Origin of the sequence: Paraburkholderia sp. 22099 (genome assembly GCF_052045835.1) — a bacterium.
In the GTDB taxonomy this organism is placed as follows: Bacteria; Pseudomonadota; Gammaproteobacteria; order Burkholderiales; family Burkholderiaceae; genus Paraburkholderia; species Paraburkholderia terricola.
Window position 1 is genome coordinate 1 of the sequence record NZ_JBQEPU010000017.1, and the last position, 19,230, is coordinate 19,230.

The window sequence follows — 19,230 nt, forward strand, 5'->3', positions numbered from 1 at the left end:
CGCCTGCACCACCATCTTCCTCAGGTGCGCCTGCGTCGCCTGGTCCAGTTTTCGGGCATCAGTTTTCGTCTTCATACCCGTATAACGCGCAAGGCACTATTTGGTGCACCCGTCAGTATGTGCGGCTGACTTCGACTGCGTGCGTCCGACGAATCGTGCGTTGACCGCGCTCACGCCCCCGCGAAAACCCGCAGATGCTCGGGCGCAAACTCCAGCGCAACCGGTGCGCCGGGCGCGAATGTATCGAGCAATTCCGTGCCGAGCGGCACCTTGACGAAGCATTCGTCCTGTTCCGGCAGACCGCAACGCATGCGCACGTGGTCGCCGAAATAGATCAGCCCGCGCGCCTCGCCGCTCAGCGCATTGGCGCCCGCGCGCGACACGCCGTTCGCCAGCTTCATGCGCTCGGGCCGGATACACGCGACGGCCGGCGTGCCCGCCCGCGCCCCTCCGATATTGCGGCCCGTCAGCCGCGTGCCGTCAATCAGATGAAACTCGCAGTACTCGCCGTCCACGTTCGCGATCGTGCCGCGCAGCTTGTTGCTGTCGCCGATGAAGTTGGCGACGAACTCATTGCACGGCGATTCATAGAGACGGTCGACGGTATCCAGTTGCTGCACGATGCCTTTATCGAACACCGCGACGCGGTCCGACATGGTCAAGGCTTCGCCCTGATCGTGCGTAACGTAGACGAATGTGACGCCGAGCTTCTCGTGCAGCGATTTGAGCTCGTACTGCATGTGTTCGCGCAACTGCTTGTCGAGCGCGCCGAGCGGTTCGTCCATCAGCACGAGCTTCGGCTCGAACACCAGCGCGCGCGCCAATGCGATACGCTGCTGCTGGCCGCCGGAAAGCTGCGCCGGATAACGCTTGGCGAAGCTCTCCATGCGCACCATCTTCAGCGCGTTATTCGTACGATGTGCGCGTTCTTCGGCAGAAAGCTTGCGCACGGTAAGCGGGTACGCGACGTTCTGCTCGACCGTCAAATGCGGAAACAGCGCGTAGTTCTGAAACACCATGCCGATGTTGCGCTTATGCGGCGGCACGGTGTTGAGCAGCGTGCCGTCGAGCCAGATCTCGCCGCCGGTGGGAAATTCAAAGCCCGCCAGCATCATCAGACAAGTTGTCTTGCCCGAACCCGACGGCCCGAGCAGCGTCAGGAATTCGCCCTGATAGATATCCAGATCGAGTTGCTTGACGACCAGCGTTTCGCCGTCGTAAGTCTTGCGCACACCTCGAAAGCTGACGATCACGTCATCGGTTTTCATCGCCCTAGTCTCCTCTGTCGACCGGAGTAAGCGCTGAAGCGCCAGCTCCGGTCCCATGCAAGATGGTTGCTGCGCTCCGGCCGGTTCCCCCTGCAAAACAGAGGGATAGCGTCAATTGCGTGGCCCACTATAGTCTCTTACGGTTCTACAATATGGAACCATTTCATTATTCCGGATAGAACCACTTGGACACCGTGATTTTGTCGGATTGGCTCGCCGCGCGACTCGACCGCACCGCCGCCGAGCCGGTCTACCGGCAGACGCTGCGGCTCATGCAGCAGGCGATTCTGACCGGCCAGCTACCGCCCGGCACCAAGCTGCCGAGCTCCCGCACGCTGGCCGAAGACCTCGGCATCGCGCGCAATACGGTGCTGCACGTCTACGATCAGTTGACCGCCGAGGGCTACGTGATCTCGACCACCGGCAGCGGCACCTATGTGGCTGACACGCGGCCGGACGCCGCGGCGGTGAACGCGCGCAAGAAGCCGGCAGTGGCCCGTGCCGACGCGCCGGGCGATCGGGCCGCGGAGGCCCCGAAACCGCCAAAACGCGGTCTCAGCGACCTCTCGACTCGCGGGCGGCGCCTGATCGATCAGGCCGGCGTCTCCGCCAAGCAGTGGGGCGCATTCATGCCGGGCGTGCCCGACGTCGCCGAATTCCCGGCGCGCACGTGGAGCCGCTTGCAGGCGAGGTTGTGGAAAGAAGCCAATCCCGATCTGCTCACCTATGCGCCGGGCGGCGGCTACCGGCCGTTGCGGCGGGCGCTGTCGGATTACCTGCGCGTCGCGCGCTCGGTGAATTGCACGCCGGATCAGATCATCATCACGACGGGCATTCATCAATCGATCGATCTGGCCGTGCGTTTGTTGACCGACGTCGGCGACCGTGCGTGGGTCGAGGAGCCGTGCTATTGGGGCGCGCGCAGCGTGCTGCAATCGTCGGGGATCACGCTGGTGCCGGTCCCGGTCGACGACGAAGGCCTGAACCCCAGCGAGCAGGATTTGCAACAGCCGCCGCGCCTGGCGCTCGTCACGCCGTCGCATCAATATCCGCTCGGCATGGTGATGAGTCTCGCGCGCCGCCGCACGCTGCTGGAATACGCGCGCCAGCACAACGTCTGGATCATCGAGGACGACTACGACAGCGAGTTCCGCTACGGCAGCCGGCCGCTCGCGTCGCTGCAAGGGCTCGACGACGCGGGCCAGGTGATCTACGTGGGCAGCCTGGGGAAGATGCTGTTTCCGGGTTTGCGGATCGGCTACATGATCGCGCCGGAACATCTGGTGGATACGTTTCGCACCGGCGTGGCCGAGCTTTATCGTGAAGGGCAATTGATGCAGCAGGCGGTGATGACCGACTTCATCATGGACGGCCATCTCACCTCGCACGTTCGCCGCATGCGCGCGCTCTACGGCGAACGCAGGCAGATTCTGATCGACGCGATCACCGCGCGTTTCGGCAATGAACTGCCGGTGATAGGCGACGAAGCCGGGCTGCATCTGGTGCTCTGTCTGCCGGATCACGCGGACGATCGCGCGGTGACAGCCGCGGCTTTCGATGCCGGCGTGATCGTGCGGCCGCTCGCCGCCTACTACAGCAGCGCCACCCCCGCGCGGCGCGGACTGCTGCTGGGTTATGCGTGCGTGGCGAACGAAAAGATCGGGCCGGCGTTCGACACGCTCGCACGCGTGATCGAGCGAACCGCGTTGAAGGCGCCGACACGCGCGGCCTGATCGTCGCGGCTCGCGCAGGTCGCCGGTCGATTCGCAGCGAAGCGCGCGCCGCCGCCCTGCCGAACGGCGAGCGGGCGCTTACAACACACCTCAGTTCAAGCCAAAATCCACCCGCGTCGTCGCGCCTTTGTCCTTGATGCCCTCGGCGTTCAGCTTCGGCGCGACGATAAACACACGACTGCTGTCGATCTTGCCCTCCAGATACTGCTGCACGCTTTGCGCACGCTGCTGCGCGAGCTGGCGCAAGCTGGCCTCGTCGATCGGTGCGTTGGCGGCGAGCGCGTTCTTCATGTCGTCGTCCGGCAGGCTCCTGGTCAGGCCGACAAAGTTGCGCGGCTTCTTGAAGTCCGCCGACTTGTAGGCTTTGGTCAGATACTTGTCGTATTCCTGCGGATCGACGGTCATGGTCGAGACATCGACACTCTCGCCGTTGCCCACCACATCCTTGATCTTCTGCTGCCTGACGAGGCGATCGACATAGCGCATCCGCAAGGCGGGCTCGTCGATGGCCGGGTCGACCCGGCCGATCACGTCCATCCGGATCGACGACTTGTCGGCGAGCACCTTCACGATCGTGTCCAGCTTCTTGCTGTCGGCGTCCGAGAGCTTCGCCGAGCCCGGCTCGAACTCGACGTAACCCAATTCCTCGCCGTTGCCGCCGAAGGCATTGGCGATCAGCGAGAACGGCGACGTTACCGCCTTCTGCAACAGGTTGAGCACCGCGTGCCAGATCAGGCCGCCAATGCTGAACTCGGGATTCGACAACGAACCGGACACGGGAAGATTCACGTCGATTTCGCCGCGCGAGTTTTTCAGCAGCGAGATGGCGAGACGCACCGGCAGTTTGGTCGCCGTATCGTTTTCGACGTGATCGCCGAACGTTAGCTGATCGATGAACAGGTGATTGTTCGCGTTCAACTGGTCGTTCTCGAGCGTGTAATGCAGGTCGACGTTCAGCTTGCCCTTGGTGATCGGATAACCGGCGTATTTCGCCGAATACGGCGTGAGGTTGGTCAGCTCGATATCGTGCGCGCTGGCGGTCAGGTCGAGCGACGGCTTTGCAACCAGCGGATTGACCGTGCCGCGAATCGACAGCGGACCGTTGGCCGCCAGTTTCGCGGCGATGTCCACCGGCGCGGGCGTGGTCGATTGCGTGCCGAACGCGCCCACCGTGCCCTGAATGCCGACCAGGTTGGCCGTGAAATTCGGCTTGACGAAGTTGTCCGTGTACGTCACGCGGCCCTGCTGCAACACCAGTTGGCCGAAGTGCAGCTTCACCGGGCTTTGCGGCGGCGCGGCGGCCGTGACGGTCGCCGTCGCCACCGGCACGATCGCGGGCGTGGCCGCCGAAGCCGGGCCCGGCGCGGACGCCGCCGCCACGGCCGACGCCGCTTGCGGCGTCAACGGCACCGGATCGGCGCCGCTGCCGTCGCGCGTGAGCGATTGGGCGGCGCCCCCTTCATGCGCGACCACCTGATTGAGGTTGAGCTTGCCTTGCGCGTCGAGCAGCACGCGCCCGTAGAACCTGGTGAACGTGACACGGCCCGCGTCCACCACGGTGCCGCGCTCGTCGTAGTCGGCTTTCAGATTGGACAGCGCGAGCGAGCCCCAGCCGGCGAACCGGTCGGAAGTCGCCTTGTCGAGCATTCGCACGTCGACCAGCGCCATGTCGCCGTGGTAGCTCGCCTTCAACGTCTTCGCCTGAGTCACCGCGAGTTCGCCGTTTGCATTGAGCAGCGCGCTCGCGATCACCGCATTCAACTGACTGCCGAAATACGGTTCGAAGGCCGCCGCGTCGAGCCGGTTCGCGTTCACCTTGACGGCCAGCTTGAGCGGCGTCGCCGTGACGTTGCCCGTCAAGCCGAGCGTGCCTTTCTTGTTCAGTGTTGCCTGGAGCTCGATCGGCAGCGCACGGCTGAGGTCGTCGCTGATCTGCCGCACCTTGAGTTGCAGCGGCGCGATGTTCAGCTTGACCGGCTGCGGCGTGGTGTTGTCGGTGAAATTGGCCGTGGCGTCCTTCAGGCTCAACTCGCCGATCTTGTAACGCCATACGGGCGCTTCCGCCTGCGCTTTCGTGACCGCGTGCGTCGCCGTGCGCCGCTGCTCCGTTTCATGCGGACCAGCGAGCGAAGCCAGGTCGATGCTGCCGTCTTTCAGCCGCGCCGCGTTGACCACGAGGCCGGTCGTGTCGACGCCCGTGATGTCGGCCGTGCGTGCCGCCACGTCCACCTGCTTGACCGTCACGCGGCCTTGCGCGAGCGAGATGACCGGCTCCTTGCTGCCGCGCGCCGCCAGCTTCAGCGATTGCAGGTCCAGTTGCGTATCCGCGACCATCACGGCCACCGGCGATCTGGACCAGTTCGCGCCCACATTCGCGCTGGCGGAGAGCGCGCCGTCCAGCACTTGCGCCGCGGTTGCGGTGTCGAGATACGGTTGCAGCAGCGGCAACTTCAATGACTTCAGGTCGAGCTTGGCGCTGGCCGTTTGAGCGACAAGGCCGAACGCGCCCGCCGCGCCGAGCGAGCCGCCATCGCCCTTGAAGTCCGTGTTCAGCGTGTAATGCGCGGGCGCGGTGGCGAGCGTCGAAAAATCGGTCAGCGTGACGGCCAGCTTTTGCAGGCCGAGGTCGACAGGCCGCGAGCCGGCTTCGTCGTGGACGTTCACTACGCCGTCGTTGAGCGCGAAGCGTTTGATCGACAGATCCAGCGGCGGGGCGGCCTTTGCACCGACCGTTGGCGCGGCGCTGGCGCCTGATGCCGCGGCCGCCGCGCTTGCGGCGGGCTTCGCCGCAGTCGCTTCGGATGCGGATGCAGCCGCGCTTTCCGAAGCCGCCGGCGTCGGCGCGAACATCCGCTCCACACTCAGCACACCGTTTTTGTCGCGCGCCAGATTGGCGCTCGGCGCGTCGATACGAATATCGTCGAAGTGGTAAAGGCTCTTGAGCGGCTCGAGCGTCGAGGCGGCCACATGCACCGTGCGCGCGGCGAAGAACGGCGCCTTGCCTGGGTCCCGCACATCCAAGTCGTTCATATCGACGGTGCCCGCCACGCGCAACGAAGGCGCGTCGTGGGACATCACGAAGTTGAGCCTGAGGTCGGTGGAGAGCTTGCCGGATTGCACGATCACCGGCAGCCTGGCCGGCGCGTACGACATGAGCCGCGGCACATCGAGCCCGTCGAAACGCAGCGACACTTCCGACTCGCGCGACGCCGCGAACGGCTTGGTCTTGCCGTCGATGGCAAGCGGACTGCCGTCGATGCGCGCGCGCAGCAGCGGCTCGACGAAGATATCGGTTTTCGAAGGCAGCGTGGCGATGAACGGAATGCCGAGCTTCCACTGATCGATCACGTGGGTCGCGCCGAGCAGCTTGTCGTCGAACGTGATCTGGCCGTTTTCCAGACGAATGTTCGACACCGAGAAAAGCGTCGGCTTGCTATCGGGCGCGCTCGGCTGACTCGCGAACTTCTCGATCAGGTCGGTGAAGTTGAAGCGTTGCGCGTCGTAGCGCACGATATGAAAGCGCGGCGAATCCAATTGCACTTCATCGACGATCGGCGCGGCGCGAAACAGCGAACTCCACGACGCCCGCACGATGAGCCGCGCGATATCCACGAAATCGCCCGCGCCGCCGCGCTCGCCGATATGCACGCGGTCGGCTTCGAGCGTGAGCGTGTAGGGATTGAGCGCGATGCGGCCGATGCTGGCCGGCCGGTCGAGTTGTTTGCTGATCTGTTGTTCGGCGATATGGCGAATCAGCGGCGGCGCCGCGAAAAAACCCAACAGGCCGAACACTACGAGGAAAATCAGCAGACCCGTGATAACGCGCCGAGTGCGGCGTGACTGCGCGACCTCGCGCACGGTCTGAATGGAAGATGCCAGTGATGCTTTATTGAGGCTTGCCATGCTCGGTCTTGGGTAATGCGGCGGCAAGCCCGCCGCGAAACGAAAATCCCGCAAGCGGCAGTATAAGTCTGGAACCTCGCACGAGACAGCAATGTAAAGCGTGCTTACACAATGCTCCACGTGACAGCGCCGCATGTGCGTAGCGCCAAGACGCCGGACATGCGGCGCTTCATACCTCGCTCATGCGTTGCTGTCACATCGCTGCCGCATGGCAGCGATGCATGCCGCTGAAGGAGTCGACTGAAGCGGTCTACTGACGCACGACGGCCGGCGGTTGCCAACTGCCGTCGGTGGCTTCCGGCCTGGGTGCGTACAGACGCAGCACCAGTTGCAGATCCGCGCGCGGCGCGGGCAGCCAGTTGCCGCTCTTGCCGCGCGTGGACGACACGATCACGTCGAGCGAACCGTCGCGATTGCGGCGCGCGCCATTGCGGTCGCCGACCGCGAGACGCGCCGGCGCGCTTTCGCCCAACGCGCCGTCCTTCGTATAGGCGGTGATCGACCAGAAGCCGCGCACCGGCGGCAACTGGTTCGGCGCGAAGTGAATCACGTAGCGGTTCGCGCCGTTAAGCGCATGGCCGTCGCTGTCCTGGGTGACGACCGCGCGCACTTCGTCGTCCTTCGTGCCGATGCCCGGTTGCGTGGCGGCGGCATAAGCGCGCAGCGCGTAATCGGGACCGTAGTTGCCCACGCCGTCGCCGAACCAGTTCCAGCCGTTGCCGGTCAGCAGATTGGACGGCTGCGTGACGACGCGCTCGTGACCATCGGCGAGACCGGCCGCGACCGCCTCGGGCGCGTTCGGCAACTTCACGGGCTCGCCTGGCGTCACGCCCAGGTCCGAAAGGAATTTCAGTGCATGCGGGTCGGCCGGCGTCGGCGGATTGTCCGGCAAGGCCTGCGCGAGCCGGTTGAAGAAACCGTTGGCGTCGAGGGCGGCGACCTGCGCAGCCGGCGTGCCGGAGGCGCCCACCGCGGCATCGGCGGCGCTCACGCGTGGCGCAGCGATCGACGCCGAGCGCGTGTCGCCTGCATAGACGCTCAGCGGCGCGACGCGAATGGCGCGCTGCAGCTTGCGCACCGCCGTCAGGTCGCGCGTGCCGTTCGACTGAATGCGCACGCTCACCCACGCGTTGCGGGTCGGCACGTCGACGCGCTTCACGCCCTTGGGCAAGTCGCCCTGCCAGCCGGGGCTCACGAACGCAATCGTTTGCGCCTTGATGCCCGCGGCGCGGGTGGCGAACTGCGAACTGGTCGACCAGACGACGTTGGTCCACATGTCGAGCACGCGGGCGTCGACGTAACGGCCGCGTGAGTCGGGCAATGACACGATCACCGGCTCGCTGCCCACGTCCAGCCAACCGGTCGAATCCAGCGTATCGAGGCTCGGCTGCAACGGATACGCCGCGCCGATCGGCGGCAATGCCTGGGCGTGGCGCAACGTGTTGAGCGGCGCCTGGCCCGGATCGGCGCCGACCGCCGCGTCGCGTGCGACGCCCATCAGCACCAGCGGATAGCCGAACACATAAGAATCGGCGACTTCGTCCTTGATCCAGCCAGTATTTTTTTGCGTCGCGGACGGGGTGGACGCGCACCCCGCCAGAAGTGCGAGGCCCGCGAGCGATGCGCAGGTCCAGTGAAGCGTAAACAGTTCTCGGCGATTTTTTATCATTCGTTCAGGTGGCGGAGCGTGCTGCCCTAAGGGAGACGTCGGTACGCAGCGAATCTGTCCGCGTGGTCTCGCAAGACCCAGCGCAGCCAGTCCGCGGTGGCGATGCCGACAACATCGGGGTTGTATCGTATCCTTGTCCGCCAGGCAAGCGCAAAGGTCGCAATAGCGGTTGTAACGAGCGAACAACGTGCATTTGCGGTGCGGTTGACGATTTTTGTCAGCCCGCCCGGCGCGCGCCGCCGAGATTCTTTTTCGTTCACCGCTGCCTCGGTCCACCCATGATTCCTCCTTGACCTTGCCATCATAGGAAGGTTAATACTGGGTTCAGAACGCGGCCTCATGCCGCCACGAGCCTTCCACCATGACTGAACTTGCCAACCCACAGCGCTCCGCCGAGGCTGCCGCCACGCCCGCCCGCACCGCCGAACTCGACATCGGCGGCATGACCTGCGCCTCGTGTGCGATGCGCGTCGAAAAGGCGCTGGCCAAAGTGCCGGGTGTCGTGCGCGCGTCGGTGAATCTCGCCACTGAAAGAGCCCGCATCGACAGCGACGCCACCGTCGAACTCGAAACGCTCGCGAACGCCGTGCGCAAGGCGGGCTACGAAGCCACGCCGTCAGCACGCGCCGACGACGCGGCGTCCGTCCAAACGCCGCAAACCGCGGAGCTGACGATCGGCGGCATGACCTGCGCGTCGTGCGCGATGCGCGTCGAAAAAGCGTTGGCGAAGGTGCCGGGCGTCGCTAGCGCGTCGGTGAATCTCGCGACCGAAACCGCAACCGTCAATCTGAGCGACGCGGCCACCGAAGCGGAGGCGCTGATCGCCGCCGTCAAGAAAGCGGGCTACGAAGCGTCCTTGATCGCGCCGCCGGACACAACGCCGGCCGGCGACAACGCCGGCAACGCCCTCCCCGCCGACCGCAAACGCGACCAGACTCGCCGCGAACTCGCGGCCGTGCTCGCGTCCGCCGTGCTGACGCTGCCGCTCGCCGCGCCGATGATCGGCGAATGGTTCGGCGTTCACGTCATGCTTGCGCCGTGGCTGCAATTCGGCCTCGCCTCGATCGTGCAGTTCGTGTTCGGCGCGCGCTTCTATCGCGCGGCCTATCGCGCCGTGCGGGCCGGCGCCGGCAACATGGATTTGCTGGTGGCGCTCGGCACGTCGGCGGCTTATGGCATCAGCGTCTACGAACTGGCGACCCATCCGGGCGACATGATGCATCTGTACTTCGAGGCTTCGGCGGTGGTCATCACGCTGGTGCGCTTCGGCAAGTGGCTCGAGGCGCGCGCCAAGCGCCAGACCACCGACGCCATCCGCGCGCTCAACGCGCTGCGCCCGGATCGCGCGCGCATTCGCGTCGGCGCGGACGAACGCGACGTGCCGCTCGCGCTGGTGCGCGTCGGCACGGTGGTGATCGTGCGGCCCGGCGAGCGCGTGCCGGTCGACGGCGCGGTGCTCGAAGGCCGCACCCACATCGACGAATCGCTGATCACGGGCGAAAGCCTGCCGGTGCCGAAGCAGGCGGACGATCCGGTCACGGCCGGCTCGATCAACGGCGAAGGCGCGATTGCCGTGACGACCACCGCGATCGGCGCGGAAACGACGCTCGCGCGAATCATCCGGCTGGTGGAAAGCGCACAGGCCGACAAGGCGCCGATCCAGCGGCTGGTCGACCGGGTCAGCGAAATCTTCGTGCCGGCGATTCTGGCGATCGCGGCATTCACGCTGGCGGGCTGGCTGGTCGCCGGCGCGGGCGGCGAAACCGCGATCCTGAACGCGGTTGCCGTGCTGGTGATCGCCTGCCCGTGCGCGCTAGGGCTCGCGACGCCGGCCGCGATCATGGCCGGCACCGGCGTGGCGGCGAAGCACGGCGTGCTGATCAAGGACGCCGAGGCGCTGGAAACCGCGCATCGCGTGAACATCGTCGCGTTCGACAAGACCGGCACGTTGACGCTCGGCCAACCGTCCGTGACGGCGTTCGAACCGATCGGCGGCATGGGCCGCGACGAGGCGCTCTCGCTCGCCGCCGCGGTGCAACGGCACAGCGATCATCCGTTGGCGCGGGCCGTGGTGAAGGCGTATGAAGCGGCGATGTCGGCGTCGGCTGAGGAGCCGTCGACGAGCGACGAGGCTGCCGCCTCCGACTCCGCCGCCGTCGCGGCACCCGCGTTGGCTATGGCGCTCGCCGCCAGCGCCGCACGCGCGGTCCCGGGCCGCGGCGTCGAGGCGGACATCGACGGCCACACGCTGGCGCTTGGCAGCACACGCTGGCTCAACGAACTGGGCATCGCGTTGCAGCCGGAACTCGCCGCACGCGCCAAACAACTCGAAGCCGACGGCAACACCGTCTCCTGGCTGATGCGGCGCGATTCGCAAGCGCCCGCCGCGCTCGCGCTGATCGCTTTCGGCGACACCGTCAAACCGACCGCGCGCGCCGCCGTCGAACGTCTCGCGCGGATGGGCATCAGGAGCGTGCTCGTCACCGGCGACAACCACGGCAGCGCGGCAAGCGTCGCGAGAGCGCTCGGCATCGACGAATTCCACGCCGAGGTATTGCCCGACGACAAAGCCCGCGTGATTCGCGACCTGAAAATCAACAGCGCCGGCATCGTCGCGATGGCGGGCGACGGCATCAACGACGCGCCCGCGCTCGCCGCCGCCGACATCGGCATCGCGATGGCGACCGGCACCGACGTCGCGATGCACGCGGCCGGCATCACGCTGATGCGCGGCGACCCGGCGCTGGTGGCCGACGCCATCGACATCTCGCGCAAGACCTGGCGCAAGATCCAGCAGAACCTGTTCTGGGCTTTCGTCTACAACCTGATCGGCATTCCGCTCGCCGCCTTCGGTTTGTTGAACCCGATGCTGGCGGGCGCGGCAATGGCGTTTTCGAGCGTGAGCGTGGTCACCAACGCGCTGCTGCTGCGCGGCTGGCGCGGCGCACCGGGCCGCTGAAGCGAGCGAGCGCGGAACCTCTCGTAAGCGATGTTCCGCAATGACCCGACGCTTTCGATTAGCTAAAGAAAACGGGCGGTGCGGTCGTAAACAAGACACCGATGCCGGATATGCCTACGCATGGTCCGCGCAGCGCTTCTCTTCCCTTACTCCGCAACCGCTCATGGAACTTCTCTCATTGCGCCGCGCCAGCGTTGGCGCCCGGCTCGCCGTGCTCTCCTGCGTGCTGGTGGCGTTGATTTTCGCCGCCTTCGCGCTGGCGCTCACGCGCACCGCCGGCAAGCAGGTCAGCGATCAGGTGCTCGAACGCATTGCCGATAAGGACCGCTCCATCGCGGCGATGATCACGCTGTTCGACAAGGCGCTATCGACCGAAGTCGATCGCTCGACGTCGCTGTTCGCGAGCTTCCTGCCTCCCACCTATACGCTCGACGAAACGCAGAAGATCGACGTCAACGGCGTCGCCGCTCCCACCATGAAGGCCGGCGACAAAGTTCTGAACATGGACTTCACGATCCCCGACCAGTTTCTGGAACGCAGCGGCGCAATCGCCACCGTGTTCGCACGCAGCGGCGACGACTTCGTGCGCGTGACCACATCGCTGAAGAAACAGGACGGCTCACGCGCGATCGGCACGCTGCTCGACCGCAAGGGACCGGCGTATGCGCTGGTCGTCGCAAACAAGTCCTATACGGGACTCGCCGCGCTCTTCGGCAAACGCTACATCACGCAATATCGCCCCGTCACCGATGCGAGCGGCCGCGTGATCGGCGCGCTGTTCGTCGGCGTGGAGGTGGACAAGGAAATCCAGTCGGTCGAGGAAGGCATTCGCAAGCTGAAGATCGGCGACAGCGGTTATTACTTCGTGCTCAACGCGTCGAAAGGCGCGGACCGCGGCAAGCTGATCGTTCATCCGGCCGCCGCCGGCCAGAACGCGGACAACGCGAACGCGCCGTATCAGCAGATGCTCGACATGAAGGAAGGCCGGCTCGAATACAGCTCGGCCGACGCGACGCTCGGCGAGAGCGGCGCGCGCGACAAGTTCGTGTCGTTCGTCACCGTGCCGGAATGGCAATGGCTGGTGGGCGGCGTCGCGCCGCGCGACGAGGTGATGGCCGACGTCACCGCCACCCGCAATCAGTTCCTGCTGATCGGCTTCGCGCTGGTCGGCGTGTTCGCCGTGGTGTTCCTGTTCGCGGTGCGCCGCCTCGTGAGCCGTCCGCTCGATGAAGCCGCCAAGGCGTCCGAGCGTTTCGCGGCGGGCGATCTGAGCGTGCGCGTGGCGCAAGCCGGCAACGCGCGCGCCGATGAGATCGGCCGCCTGATGCAGTCGATCGACGGCATCGGCGAAGGTCTTGCGCGCATCGTCTCGCAGGTGCGCAACGCGTCGGCCGACATGTCGCACGGCACCGAAAAGATCGCCACCGGCAGCGGCAACATCGCCGCGCGCATCGCCACGCAGGCAAGCAGCCTGGAGGAAACGGCGGCCAGCATGGAGCAGATCACGTCGACGGTGCAGCAGAACGCCGACCACGCCGTGCAAGCCAACACGCTCGTCACGCGCGCCGCCGATGCCGCGCTCGAAGGCGGCCGCGCCGTCGAACGCGTGGTCTCGACGATGGGTGAAATCAGCCGCTCGTCGCAGAAGATATCGGAGATCACCAGCGTGATCGAAGGCATTGCGTTCCAGACCAATATCCTCGCCTTGAACGCCGCGGTGGAAGCGGCGCGCGCCGGCGAACACGGCAGGGGCTTCGCGGTGGTGGCCTCGGAAGTGCGCGCGCTCGCGCAGCGCAGCGCGGCTTCGGTGAAGGAGATCGAGAGTTTGATCGCGGCCTCCACGGCGACCGTCGACAGCGGTTTTCGCATCGCCGAGGAAGCCAGCGCCACGATGCAAGGCATCGTTCAACAGGTCGGCCAGGTGCGCGCGATCATGGGCGAGATCAGCGTGGCGTCGCGCGAGCAATCGGGCGGCATCGAACAGGTCAATCTCGCCGTCACGCAGATCGGCGAGGCGACCCAGCAGAATGCGACGATCGTCGGCGAAGCGGAACTCGCCGCGGCCGAGTTGCGCGAGCAGGCCGCGCGTCTCGCGCAGGTGGTGAGCGTGTTCAAGCTGGGAAGCGGGCGCGATTGAACCCTGCCGCAGCGACGGCGCGTTGCTTCTCACGCGCCGTTATCGTCGCCCGTTTTCGCTGCCGCCGCGCCTCAGAACTCGACGTCCAGTTCGTCGATCTCTTCCACTTCCTGTTGCGCGTCGGCAATCCACTGCCGCATTTCGGGCAGCGCCATGATGCGTTGTCCGTATTCGACGATCTCAGGGTCGAGCTTCACGTCGTAGGTGACGAAGCGCGTCACCACTGGCGCGTACATCGCATCCGCCGCGCTGCGCTCGCCGAACAGAAACGGACCGCCGTACTCCCTCAGGCACTCGCCCCAGATCGCCACGATCCGGTCGATATCCGATTGCGCGCGCGCCCATACCTTGAAGCCCGGAAAATGCGCCTTGAGGTTCATCGGCAACGCCGAGCGCAACGAAGCGAAACCCGAGTGCATCTCGCCGCAGATCGAGCGGCAATGCGCTCGCGCGCGAATGTCTTTCGGCAACAGCGCGGCTTCAGGTTTCAGTTCGTTCAGATATTCGGCGATCGCCAGCGTGTCCCAGACCTTGATGCCGTCGTGCACGAGACACGGCACGAGGATCGACGGCGACAGCAGCAGCAGTTCGGCGCGTGCGGCAGGGTCGTCGATCGGCGTCACGATCTCTTCGAACGGCAAGCCGCTGAATTTCGTCAGCAACCAGCCGCGCAGCGACCATGACGAATAGTTCTTGCTGCTGATGGTGAGCGTCGTTTTCGTCATACGTTTCTCCTCCGATGAGGCGTTCGTCGACGCCGGGCGATGCCATGCACGCTGCCGTGCGCGGGCGCACCAAAGCGCGGCAATCCGGGCGCGCTCGTTTAAGGCGCGCAAATGCTATGCCAACGCGGGGCACCGCCGCCCGTGCGCGCCTATCATTGGCACATGACTTGCCTATATTCGTGCTCTTTTTCCTCTTACGCATTCGTGCGAAGGTTATGAACCTGTTCGCATACCCTACTTACCAGGCTTTCGCCGACATGATGCTGCCGATTCGGCACGGCGCGGCACTGGTGAATCATTCGCTCAACGCGTGGCCCGCGTTCGGCGAAACCTCGCGTGGCCGCTCCCTCGGCGCGGCCTGCGATCTGTTGACGCTGGCGGGCCTTACGCCCGTGCGGCCGCCTTTCGGCATCGACAGCGTGGTGGCGGAAGGCAAGCCCGTCGCGATCGTCGAGGAGATCGCGGCGCACACGCCGTTCTGCTCGCTGCTGCATTTCCGCAAGGACACCACGCTCTCCACACCGCAACCGCGCGTGCTGGTGATTGCGCCGATGTCAGGCCACTTTGCCACGCTGTTGCGTGGCACTGTGCGCACCATGCTGGCCGAACACGATGTGTACGTCACCGATTGGCACAACCCGCGCGACGTGCCGTTGAGTCAAGGACGCTTCGGCTTCGACGAATTCGTGCAGCACGTGATCGACTTCACCGAAACCATCGGCCCCGGCGCGCACCTTTTGGCGGTGTGCCAGCCGACGGTTGCCGCATTGGCCGCGGTCGCGCTGATGGCCGACGACGATCACCCCGCGCAGCCCGCCAGCATGACGCTGATGGCCGGCCCGATCGATACCCGCATCAACCCGACGCGCGTCAACGATCTGGCCAAAAGCAAGCCGATCGAATGGTTCGAGCAGAACCTGATCAGCGCGGTGCCGTTCGGTTTCGCGGGCGCTCACCGGCGCGTGTATCCGGGCTTCGTGCAACTGAGCGCGTTCATGTCGATGAATCTCGGTCGCCACCTCGAGTCGTTCGAGACCATGCATTACGAGCGCGCCAAGGGCGATCCGGGGAAAGCCGACACCATTCGCACGTTCTATGAAGAATACTTCGCGACGATGGACCTGACCGCCGATTTCTATCTGGAAACCGTCGATACCGTTTTTCAGCGGCACGCCCTGCCGTTGAATGAACTCGAAGTGCAAGGGCGCCTGGTCGATCCCTCGAGAATTCGCCGCACGGCATTGCTCACCGTGGAGGGCGAAAAGGACGACATTTGCGCGGTCGGCCAAACGCTCGCCGCGCAGGACATGTGCGATAAATTGCGGCCGTATCTGAAGACGCATCATGTGCAAACCGGCGTGGGGCACTACGGTGTATTCAACGGACGCCGCTGGGAGCGGCAGATTTATCCGCGCGTGCGGGCCGTGATTTACGACAACGAGCCGCGCGCGGTACTCGTGAGTTCGCGGGCGCGCACGATCGCGCCGGTGCATATCACCGCTGCCGCCGAAATCAATCGAGCAGCGCCGGCCGCGACGGCGGTGGTCGAGGTCGAAGTGGAAGGCGCGGTGAGCTCGGCGCCGAACGGCGCCGGCTCCCGTGCCGCCGCGAAGCCCCAGGCGTCGCAGGCATCGCGCCCGATACGCAGACGGCCTCCCGCCACGCCATGAATGTTTAACGGACGGCTCGCATCACACTCGCACCAGGCGATGCGGAGCCGCGCTCGATCCGCGCCTGGTTTTGCCCCGGTTTCCGCTCACGCCTCGACGCTTTTCCACGGCGTCACCGCCGGCACTTCGCACGGACCTTCCACTTCGAGCGACTTGAAATCGGCCGGCGAAACGATTTCGAGGTACTCCATATCCTCTGAGTAATCGAACAGATAATGGACGATGCCCGGCGCCTGATGCACGCAGTCGCCGGCGGCGACGAGCGTCTCCTTGTCGCCGTACATGAAGCGCGCCCAGCCCTTCAACATGATCACGATGTGGAAATCGGCCTCATGCCGGTGCCAGCCGGTGCCTTGCTCTGGTGCGTGATTCGCCTTCACGAGTTGGGCGAGCACCTTGCCGCCGGTCGCTTGCGCGATGCCCAAGTCGCGGTAAAGAAAAAAATCGCGTAAGCCCTGATCCACGTAGGACGTATCGTGCGGACGGACATGACTGAATTGCGTGGCGAATTCGGTGGACATGATCACGCTCCTGGACGGTGAGCCGGCGGTTGAAAACGACGCGTTGGAGCGTCGGTGGCAAGCATCAAGCGGGCCAGTCGTTGCGCTTCGATCTTGCGCGATCCGCGAGACATGCGATGGGTGTCGCGCCGCATTGCGCGGCGCGATGTGCCTGTAACGTAGTCAGGGTTTATGCGCTCGGGCGGAACATCTGGAACATGTCGCCGATGGCCGCGTAGTCGGCGCGGTAGCCCGCGCGCATGATCGGCTGCGCGGCGTGGGTATCGAACAGGCCGTCTTTCAGATACGCCTCGTCGATGTGCACGCCGACCACCTGGCCGAGCGACAGGTAGTTGTCCATCGGCTTACCGTCGAGGGTATGCAGGCGCACCACCTGCAGCAGCTTGCATTCGAGCGCGGCCGGCGCTTCGGCGACGTGCGGCACGCCGACGTTGCGGCCCGCGGCGGGCGTCAGCCCCGCGAGTGCGAATTCGTCGACATGCGGCGGCACGGGCGCTGACGAGCGGTTCATCTGTTCAGCGAGCGGCCTGCTGGCGAGATTCCAGACGAACTCGCGGGTTGCCTCGATGTTGGCGATGCTGTCCTTGCGGCCTTCGCTGCAAAAACCGATGATCGGCGGAGAACTGGCGAACGCGCCGAAGAAACTGTAGGGCGCGAGATTCAGCGTGCCGTCCGTGTCGCGCGAGGAAATCCAGCCGATCAGGCGCGGGGCGACGATCGCCTTGAACGGGTCATGTGGAAGGCCGTGACCGGCAGCGGGGTCGTAGAAGTAATGGGACATGGGTTGGCGTTGAAGTGCGTTTTTGTTGGCGGACAGGCGAGCGGTCTTTATACCGCAGACTCGCTCCAACTGCCGGCGCGCGCGATTCGTCACCGCGGCTAATCAAGTCCGATCACACCAGCGCTTCCTGCACGTGCCTCGGCAACACCACTCTGAATGACGAACCTTTGCCGATTTCCGTTTGCACGTCGATCCGGCCGCCCTGCTTTTTGACAACGCCGTATGAGATCGACAGACCCAGCCCGGTTCCGCCGCCGACGGGCTTGGTCGTAAAGAAGGGATCGAAGATCCTGCCGCGGTGCTCGGGTTTGATGCCGCTTCCGGTATCTTCCACTTCCACCCACACGTGCTGTTCATCGTGACCTGTCCGCACGGTGATGCACCCATGCCCCTCGATCGCCTGGGCCGCGTTGACGAGCAGGTTCATGAACACCTGGCCCAGTTGCGACGGAATACATTCCACTTGCGGAATGGCGCCGTACTCCTTCTTCACTTCCGCCTTGTGCTTGAGTTCGTTCCAGACAATGTCGAGCGTCGTATCGAGGGTGCTTTCGAGGCAGGCCCACCGCCGCTCCGTCGCCTCCTGCTGCGAGAAATCCCTGAGACCCTGCACGATGCGCTTGACTCGCTGCATGCCGTCGACGGATTCCGTCAGCAGTGTCGCGATGTCGGTTCGCAAGTAGTCGAGATCGAGCTCGCGTTTCAATTCGTGGATTGCCGCGCGCGACGCGGGTGTCATTTCCGATTCGACTTTCTCGTAAGCGGAAAGCGCGGCGAACAGATCGGCCACATACCGTTTGAACGTACCCAGATTCGCGTTGACGAAGCCGACCGGATTGTTGATTTCATGCGCGACGCCTGCTGCAAGCTGCCCGATCGACGCCAGCTTTTCCGATTGCAGCAACTGACCGTGAGCGTGCGCGAGTTCGTGGATCAGTTCTTCCTGGCGCGCCCTCTCCTCTTGAAGCGCGACGTTGGCCAGTGCGAGCTGCCGGCGGTCCCGCTGAAACTGTTCGACCGCTCGCGCCATCTCGCCGATCTCGTCGCGGCCCTGAACGGGAACCGGCACGTGTTCGCGGCCAACATCGTCAAGCCGCAGGTTGCTGCTGACCAGTTCCAGCCGCGAAAGCACATGCTTGCCGAGAAATGCGTGCGCGACGAGCCATGCGAACGCAAGACAGCTCGCGATCATCGCAGTGATCCAGCGCTGATTGCGAGCCGACGTGTCGGCCAACCGCTGCACCGCCTCCTGAAAGTCGCGCGTGTAACGGTCTGATTGAAGCTCGGCGGATTCCACCATGACGGCTGCCTGCCGGCGCAGCGCTTCGCTGAACCGGTCGTCGATCTTTTTAGCGCCGGCCTCTGACCCGGCGACTCCCGGCCCATGATGCGAAGCAGCCGGAATGCGCGCGTCATCCGAACCCAGTTGGCTCTCCCGCAATTGCGCGACGATATTCACGGTATTGCGGAACAACTGGCTCGACTGATGCAGGTCGAGCACGCTGACGTCGTTGTTGGCGGCGGCAAGGCGGCCCGACAGATGATCGAACGCTTCCAGTTGCTTGAGGATATCGGCGTAGCTGGCTCGCGTCGTCTCGACCGACCCGGCCGTTTCCAGTTGCGAGGATTCACGCTCGATCAGCAGGGTTTGCTGAACCAGTTCGTGCGCGACGTCCATGAGAACGAGCTGATCGTTGGCCAGCAGCCGGGTCGCGCTGGTCGACGCCCGCAGCGCGTACACCGCGGTGATCCCGCAGGTCGCGATGAGCACGGCCAGTACGACCGCGGCCCAGATGAATTGCGAGCGCAGTGATCGTGGCAGCATTGCGGCGCGGACGTCCCGCAAATTCATAGTCGGTTCCTG

General features: G+C 65.1%; 11 protein-coding genes. 4 read left to right on the forward strand and 7 right to left on the reverse strand.

Going from position 1 to position 19,230, the window contains the following annotated elements; translation table 11 throughout:
* Nucleotides 1–170 precede the first annotated feature (170 nt).
* Nucleotides 171–1,268 carry an ABC transporter ATP-binding protein gene (locus tag ACTJLC_RS17320; RefSeq protein WP_073431340.1) on the reverse strand — a complete coding sequence of 366 codons (1,098 nt, stop codon included), beginning with the start codon at nucleotides 1,266–1,268 and terminating at the stop codon, nucleotides 171–173.
* Nucleotides 1,269–1,453: 185 nt separating this feature from the next.
* On the opposite strand from ACTJLC_RS17320, the gene pdxR reads away from it, so the two are divergent.
* The gene (pdxR, locus tag ACTJLC_RS17325) at nucleotides 1,454–3,001 is read left to right on the forward strand and encodes a MocR-like pyridoxine biosynthesis transcription factor PdxR (RefSeq protein WP_073431339.1); all 1,548 of its coding nucleotides are present in this window, start codon (nucleotides 1,454–1,456) and stop codon (nucleotides 2,999–3,001) included.
* 90 nt (nucleotides 3,002–3,091) lie between these two features.
* Here the strand turns inward: pdxR and ACTJLC_RS17330 are convergent, their stop codons facing one another.
* Complete coding sequence (locus ACTJLC_RS17330; RefSeq protein WP_310130880.1) at nucleotides 3,092–6,904, reverse strand: DUF748 domain-containing protein; 3,813 nt, start codon at nucleotides 6,902–6,904, stop codon at nucleotides 3,092–3,094.
* A gap of 250 nt (nucleotides 6,905–7,154) precedes the next feature.
* Nucleotides 7,155–8,573, reverse strand: coding sequence for a DUF1254 domain-containing protein (locus tag ACTJLC_RS17335; protein WP_073431337.1), 1,419 nt, complete (start codon nucleotides 8,571–8,573; stop codon nucleotides 7,155–7,157).
* Nucleotides 8,574–8,934: 361 nt separating this feature from the next.
* On the opposite strand from ACTJLC_RS17335, the gene ACTJLC_RS17340 reads away from it, so the two are divergent.
* Both ACTJLC_RS17340 and ACTJLC_RS17345 read left to right on the forward strand, forming a co-directional pair.
* Nucleotides 8,935–11,532 (forward strand): heavy metal translocating P-type ATPase, encoded by a 2,598-nt coding sequence (locus tag ACTJLC_RS17340; protein ID WP_310315653.1) that lies wholly within the window; start codon nucleotides 8,935–8,937, stop codon nucleotides 11,530–11,532.
* Between the two features lie 163 nt (nucleotides 11,533–11,695).
* Entirely contained in the window at nucleotides 11,696–13,669 is a 1,974-nt protein-coding gene (locus ACTJLC_RS17345; protein WP_073431335.1) for a methyl-accepting chemotaxis protein, read from the forward strand.
* A gap of 71 nt (nucleotides 13,670–13,740) precedes the next feature.
* On the opposite strand, the gene ACTJLC_RS17350 is transcribed toward ACTJLC_RS17345, so the two are convergent.
* A complete protein-coding gene (locus ACTJLC_RS17350; RefSeq protein WP_310130876.1) occupies nucleotides 13,741–14,394 on the reverse strand; it encodes a glutathione S-transferase family protein in 654 nt (217 codons plus the stop codon).
* Between the two features lie 215 nt (nucleotides 14,395–14,609).
* Here ACTJLC_RS17350 and ACTJLC_RS17355 point away from each other — a divergent pair, with 215 nt between their 5' ends.
* Entirely contained in the window at nucleotides 14,610–16,064 is a 1,455-nt protein-coding gene (locus tag ACTJLC_RS17355) for a polyhydroxyalkanoate depolymerase (RefSeq protein ID WP_310130873.1), read from the forward strand.
* A gap of 86 nt (nucleotides 16,065–16,150) precedes the next feature.
* On the opposite strand, the gene ACTJLC_RS17360 is transcribed toward ACTJLC_RS17355, so the two are convergent.
* The 3 genes from ACTJLC_RS17360 to ACTJLC_RS17370 form a co-directional block, all read right to left on the reverse strand.
* Entirely contained in the window at nucleotides 16,151–16,585 is a 435-nt protein-coding gene (locus ACTJLC_RS17360) for a cupin domain-containing protein (protein ID WP_310130872.1), read from the reverse strand.
* Nucleotides 16,586–16,754: 169 nt separating this feature from the next.
* On the reverse strand, nucleotides 16,755–17,366 hold the full coding sequence (locus tag ACTJLC_RS17365) for a flavin reductase family protein (RefSeq protein ID WP_310130870.1): 612 nt from the start codon (nucleotides 17,364–17,366) through the stop codon (nucleotides 16,755–16,757).
* Nucleotides 17,367–17,478: 112 nt separating this feature from the next.
* Complete coding sequence (locus ACTJLC_RS17370; protein WP_073431330.1) at nucleotides 17,479–19,218, reverse strand: ATP-binding protein; 1,740 nt, start codon at nucleotides 19,216–19,218, stop codon at nucleotides 17,479–17,481.
* Nucleotides 19,219–19,230 lie beyond the last annotated feature (12 nt).

What these genes read in the sequence shown, in the direction of transcription:
- ACTJLC_RS17320 (WP_073431340.1), bottom strand. Translation starts at nt 1,268, where the DNA reads ATGAAAACCGATGACGTGATCGTCAGCTTTCGAGGTGTGCGCAAGACT.
- ACTJLC_RS17330 (WP_310130880.1), bottom strand. Translation starts at nt 6,904, where the DNA reads ATGGCAAGCCTCAATAAAGCATCACTGGCATCTTCCATTCAGACCGTG.
- ACTJLC_RS17335 (WP_073431337.1), bottom strand. Translation starts at nt 8,573, where the DNA reads ATGATAAAAAATCGCCGAGAACTGTTTACGCTTCACTGGACCTGCGCA.
- ACTJLC_RS17340 (WP_310315653.1), top strand. Translation starts at nt 8,935, where the DNA reads ATGACTGAACTTGCCAACCCACAGCGCTCCGCCGAGGCTGCCGCCACG.
- ACTJLC_RS17345 (WP_073431335.1), top strand. Translation starts at nt 11,696, where the DNA reads ATGGAACTTCTCTCATTGCGCCGCGCCAGCGTTGGCGCCCGGCTCGCC.
- ACTJLC_RS17350 (WP_310130876.1), bottom strand. Translation starts at nt 14,394, where the DNA reads ATGACGAAAACGACGCTCACCATCAGCAGCAAGAACTATTCGTCATGG.
- ACTJLC_RS17355 (WP_310130873.1), top strand. Translation starts at nt 14,610, where the DNA reads ATGAACCTGTTCGCATACCCTACTTACCAGGCTTTCGCCGACATGATG.
- ACTJLC_RS17360 (WP_310130872.1), bottom strand. Translation starts at nt 16,585, where the DNA reads ATGTCCACCGAATTCGCCACGCAATTCAGTCATGTCCGTCCGCACGAT.
- ACTJLC_RS17365 (WP_310130870.1), bottom strand. Translation starts at nt 17,366, where the DNA reads ATGTCCCATTACTTCTACGACCCCGCTGCCGGTCACGGCCTTCCACAT.
- ACTJLC_RS17370 (WP_073431330.1), bottom strand. Translation starts at nt 19,218, where the DNA reads ATGAATTTGCGGGACGTCCGCGCCGCAATGCTGCCACGATCACTGCGC.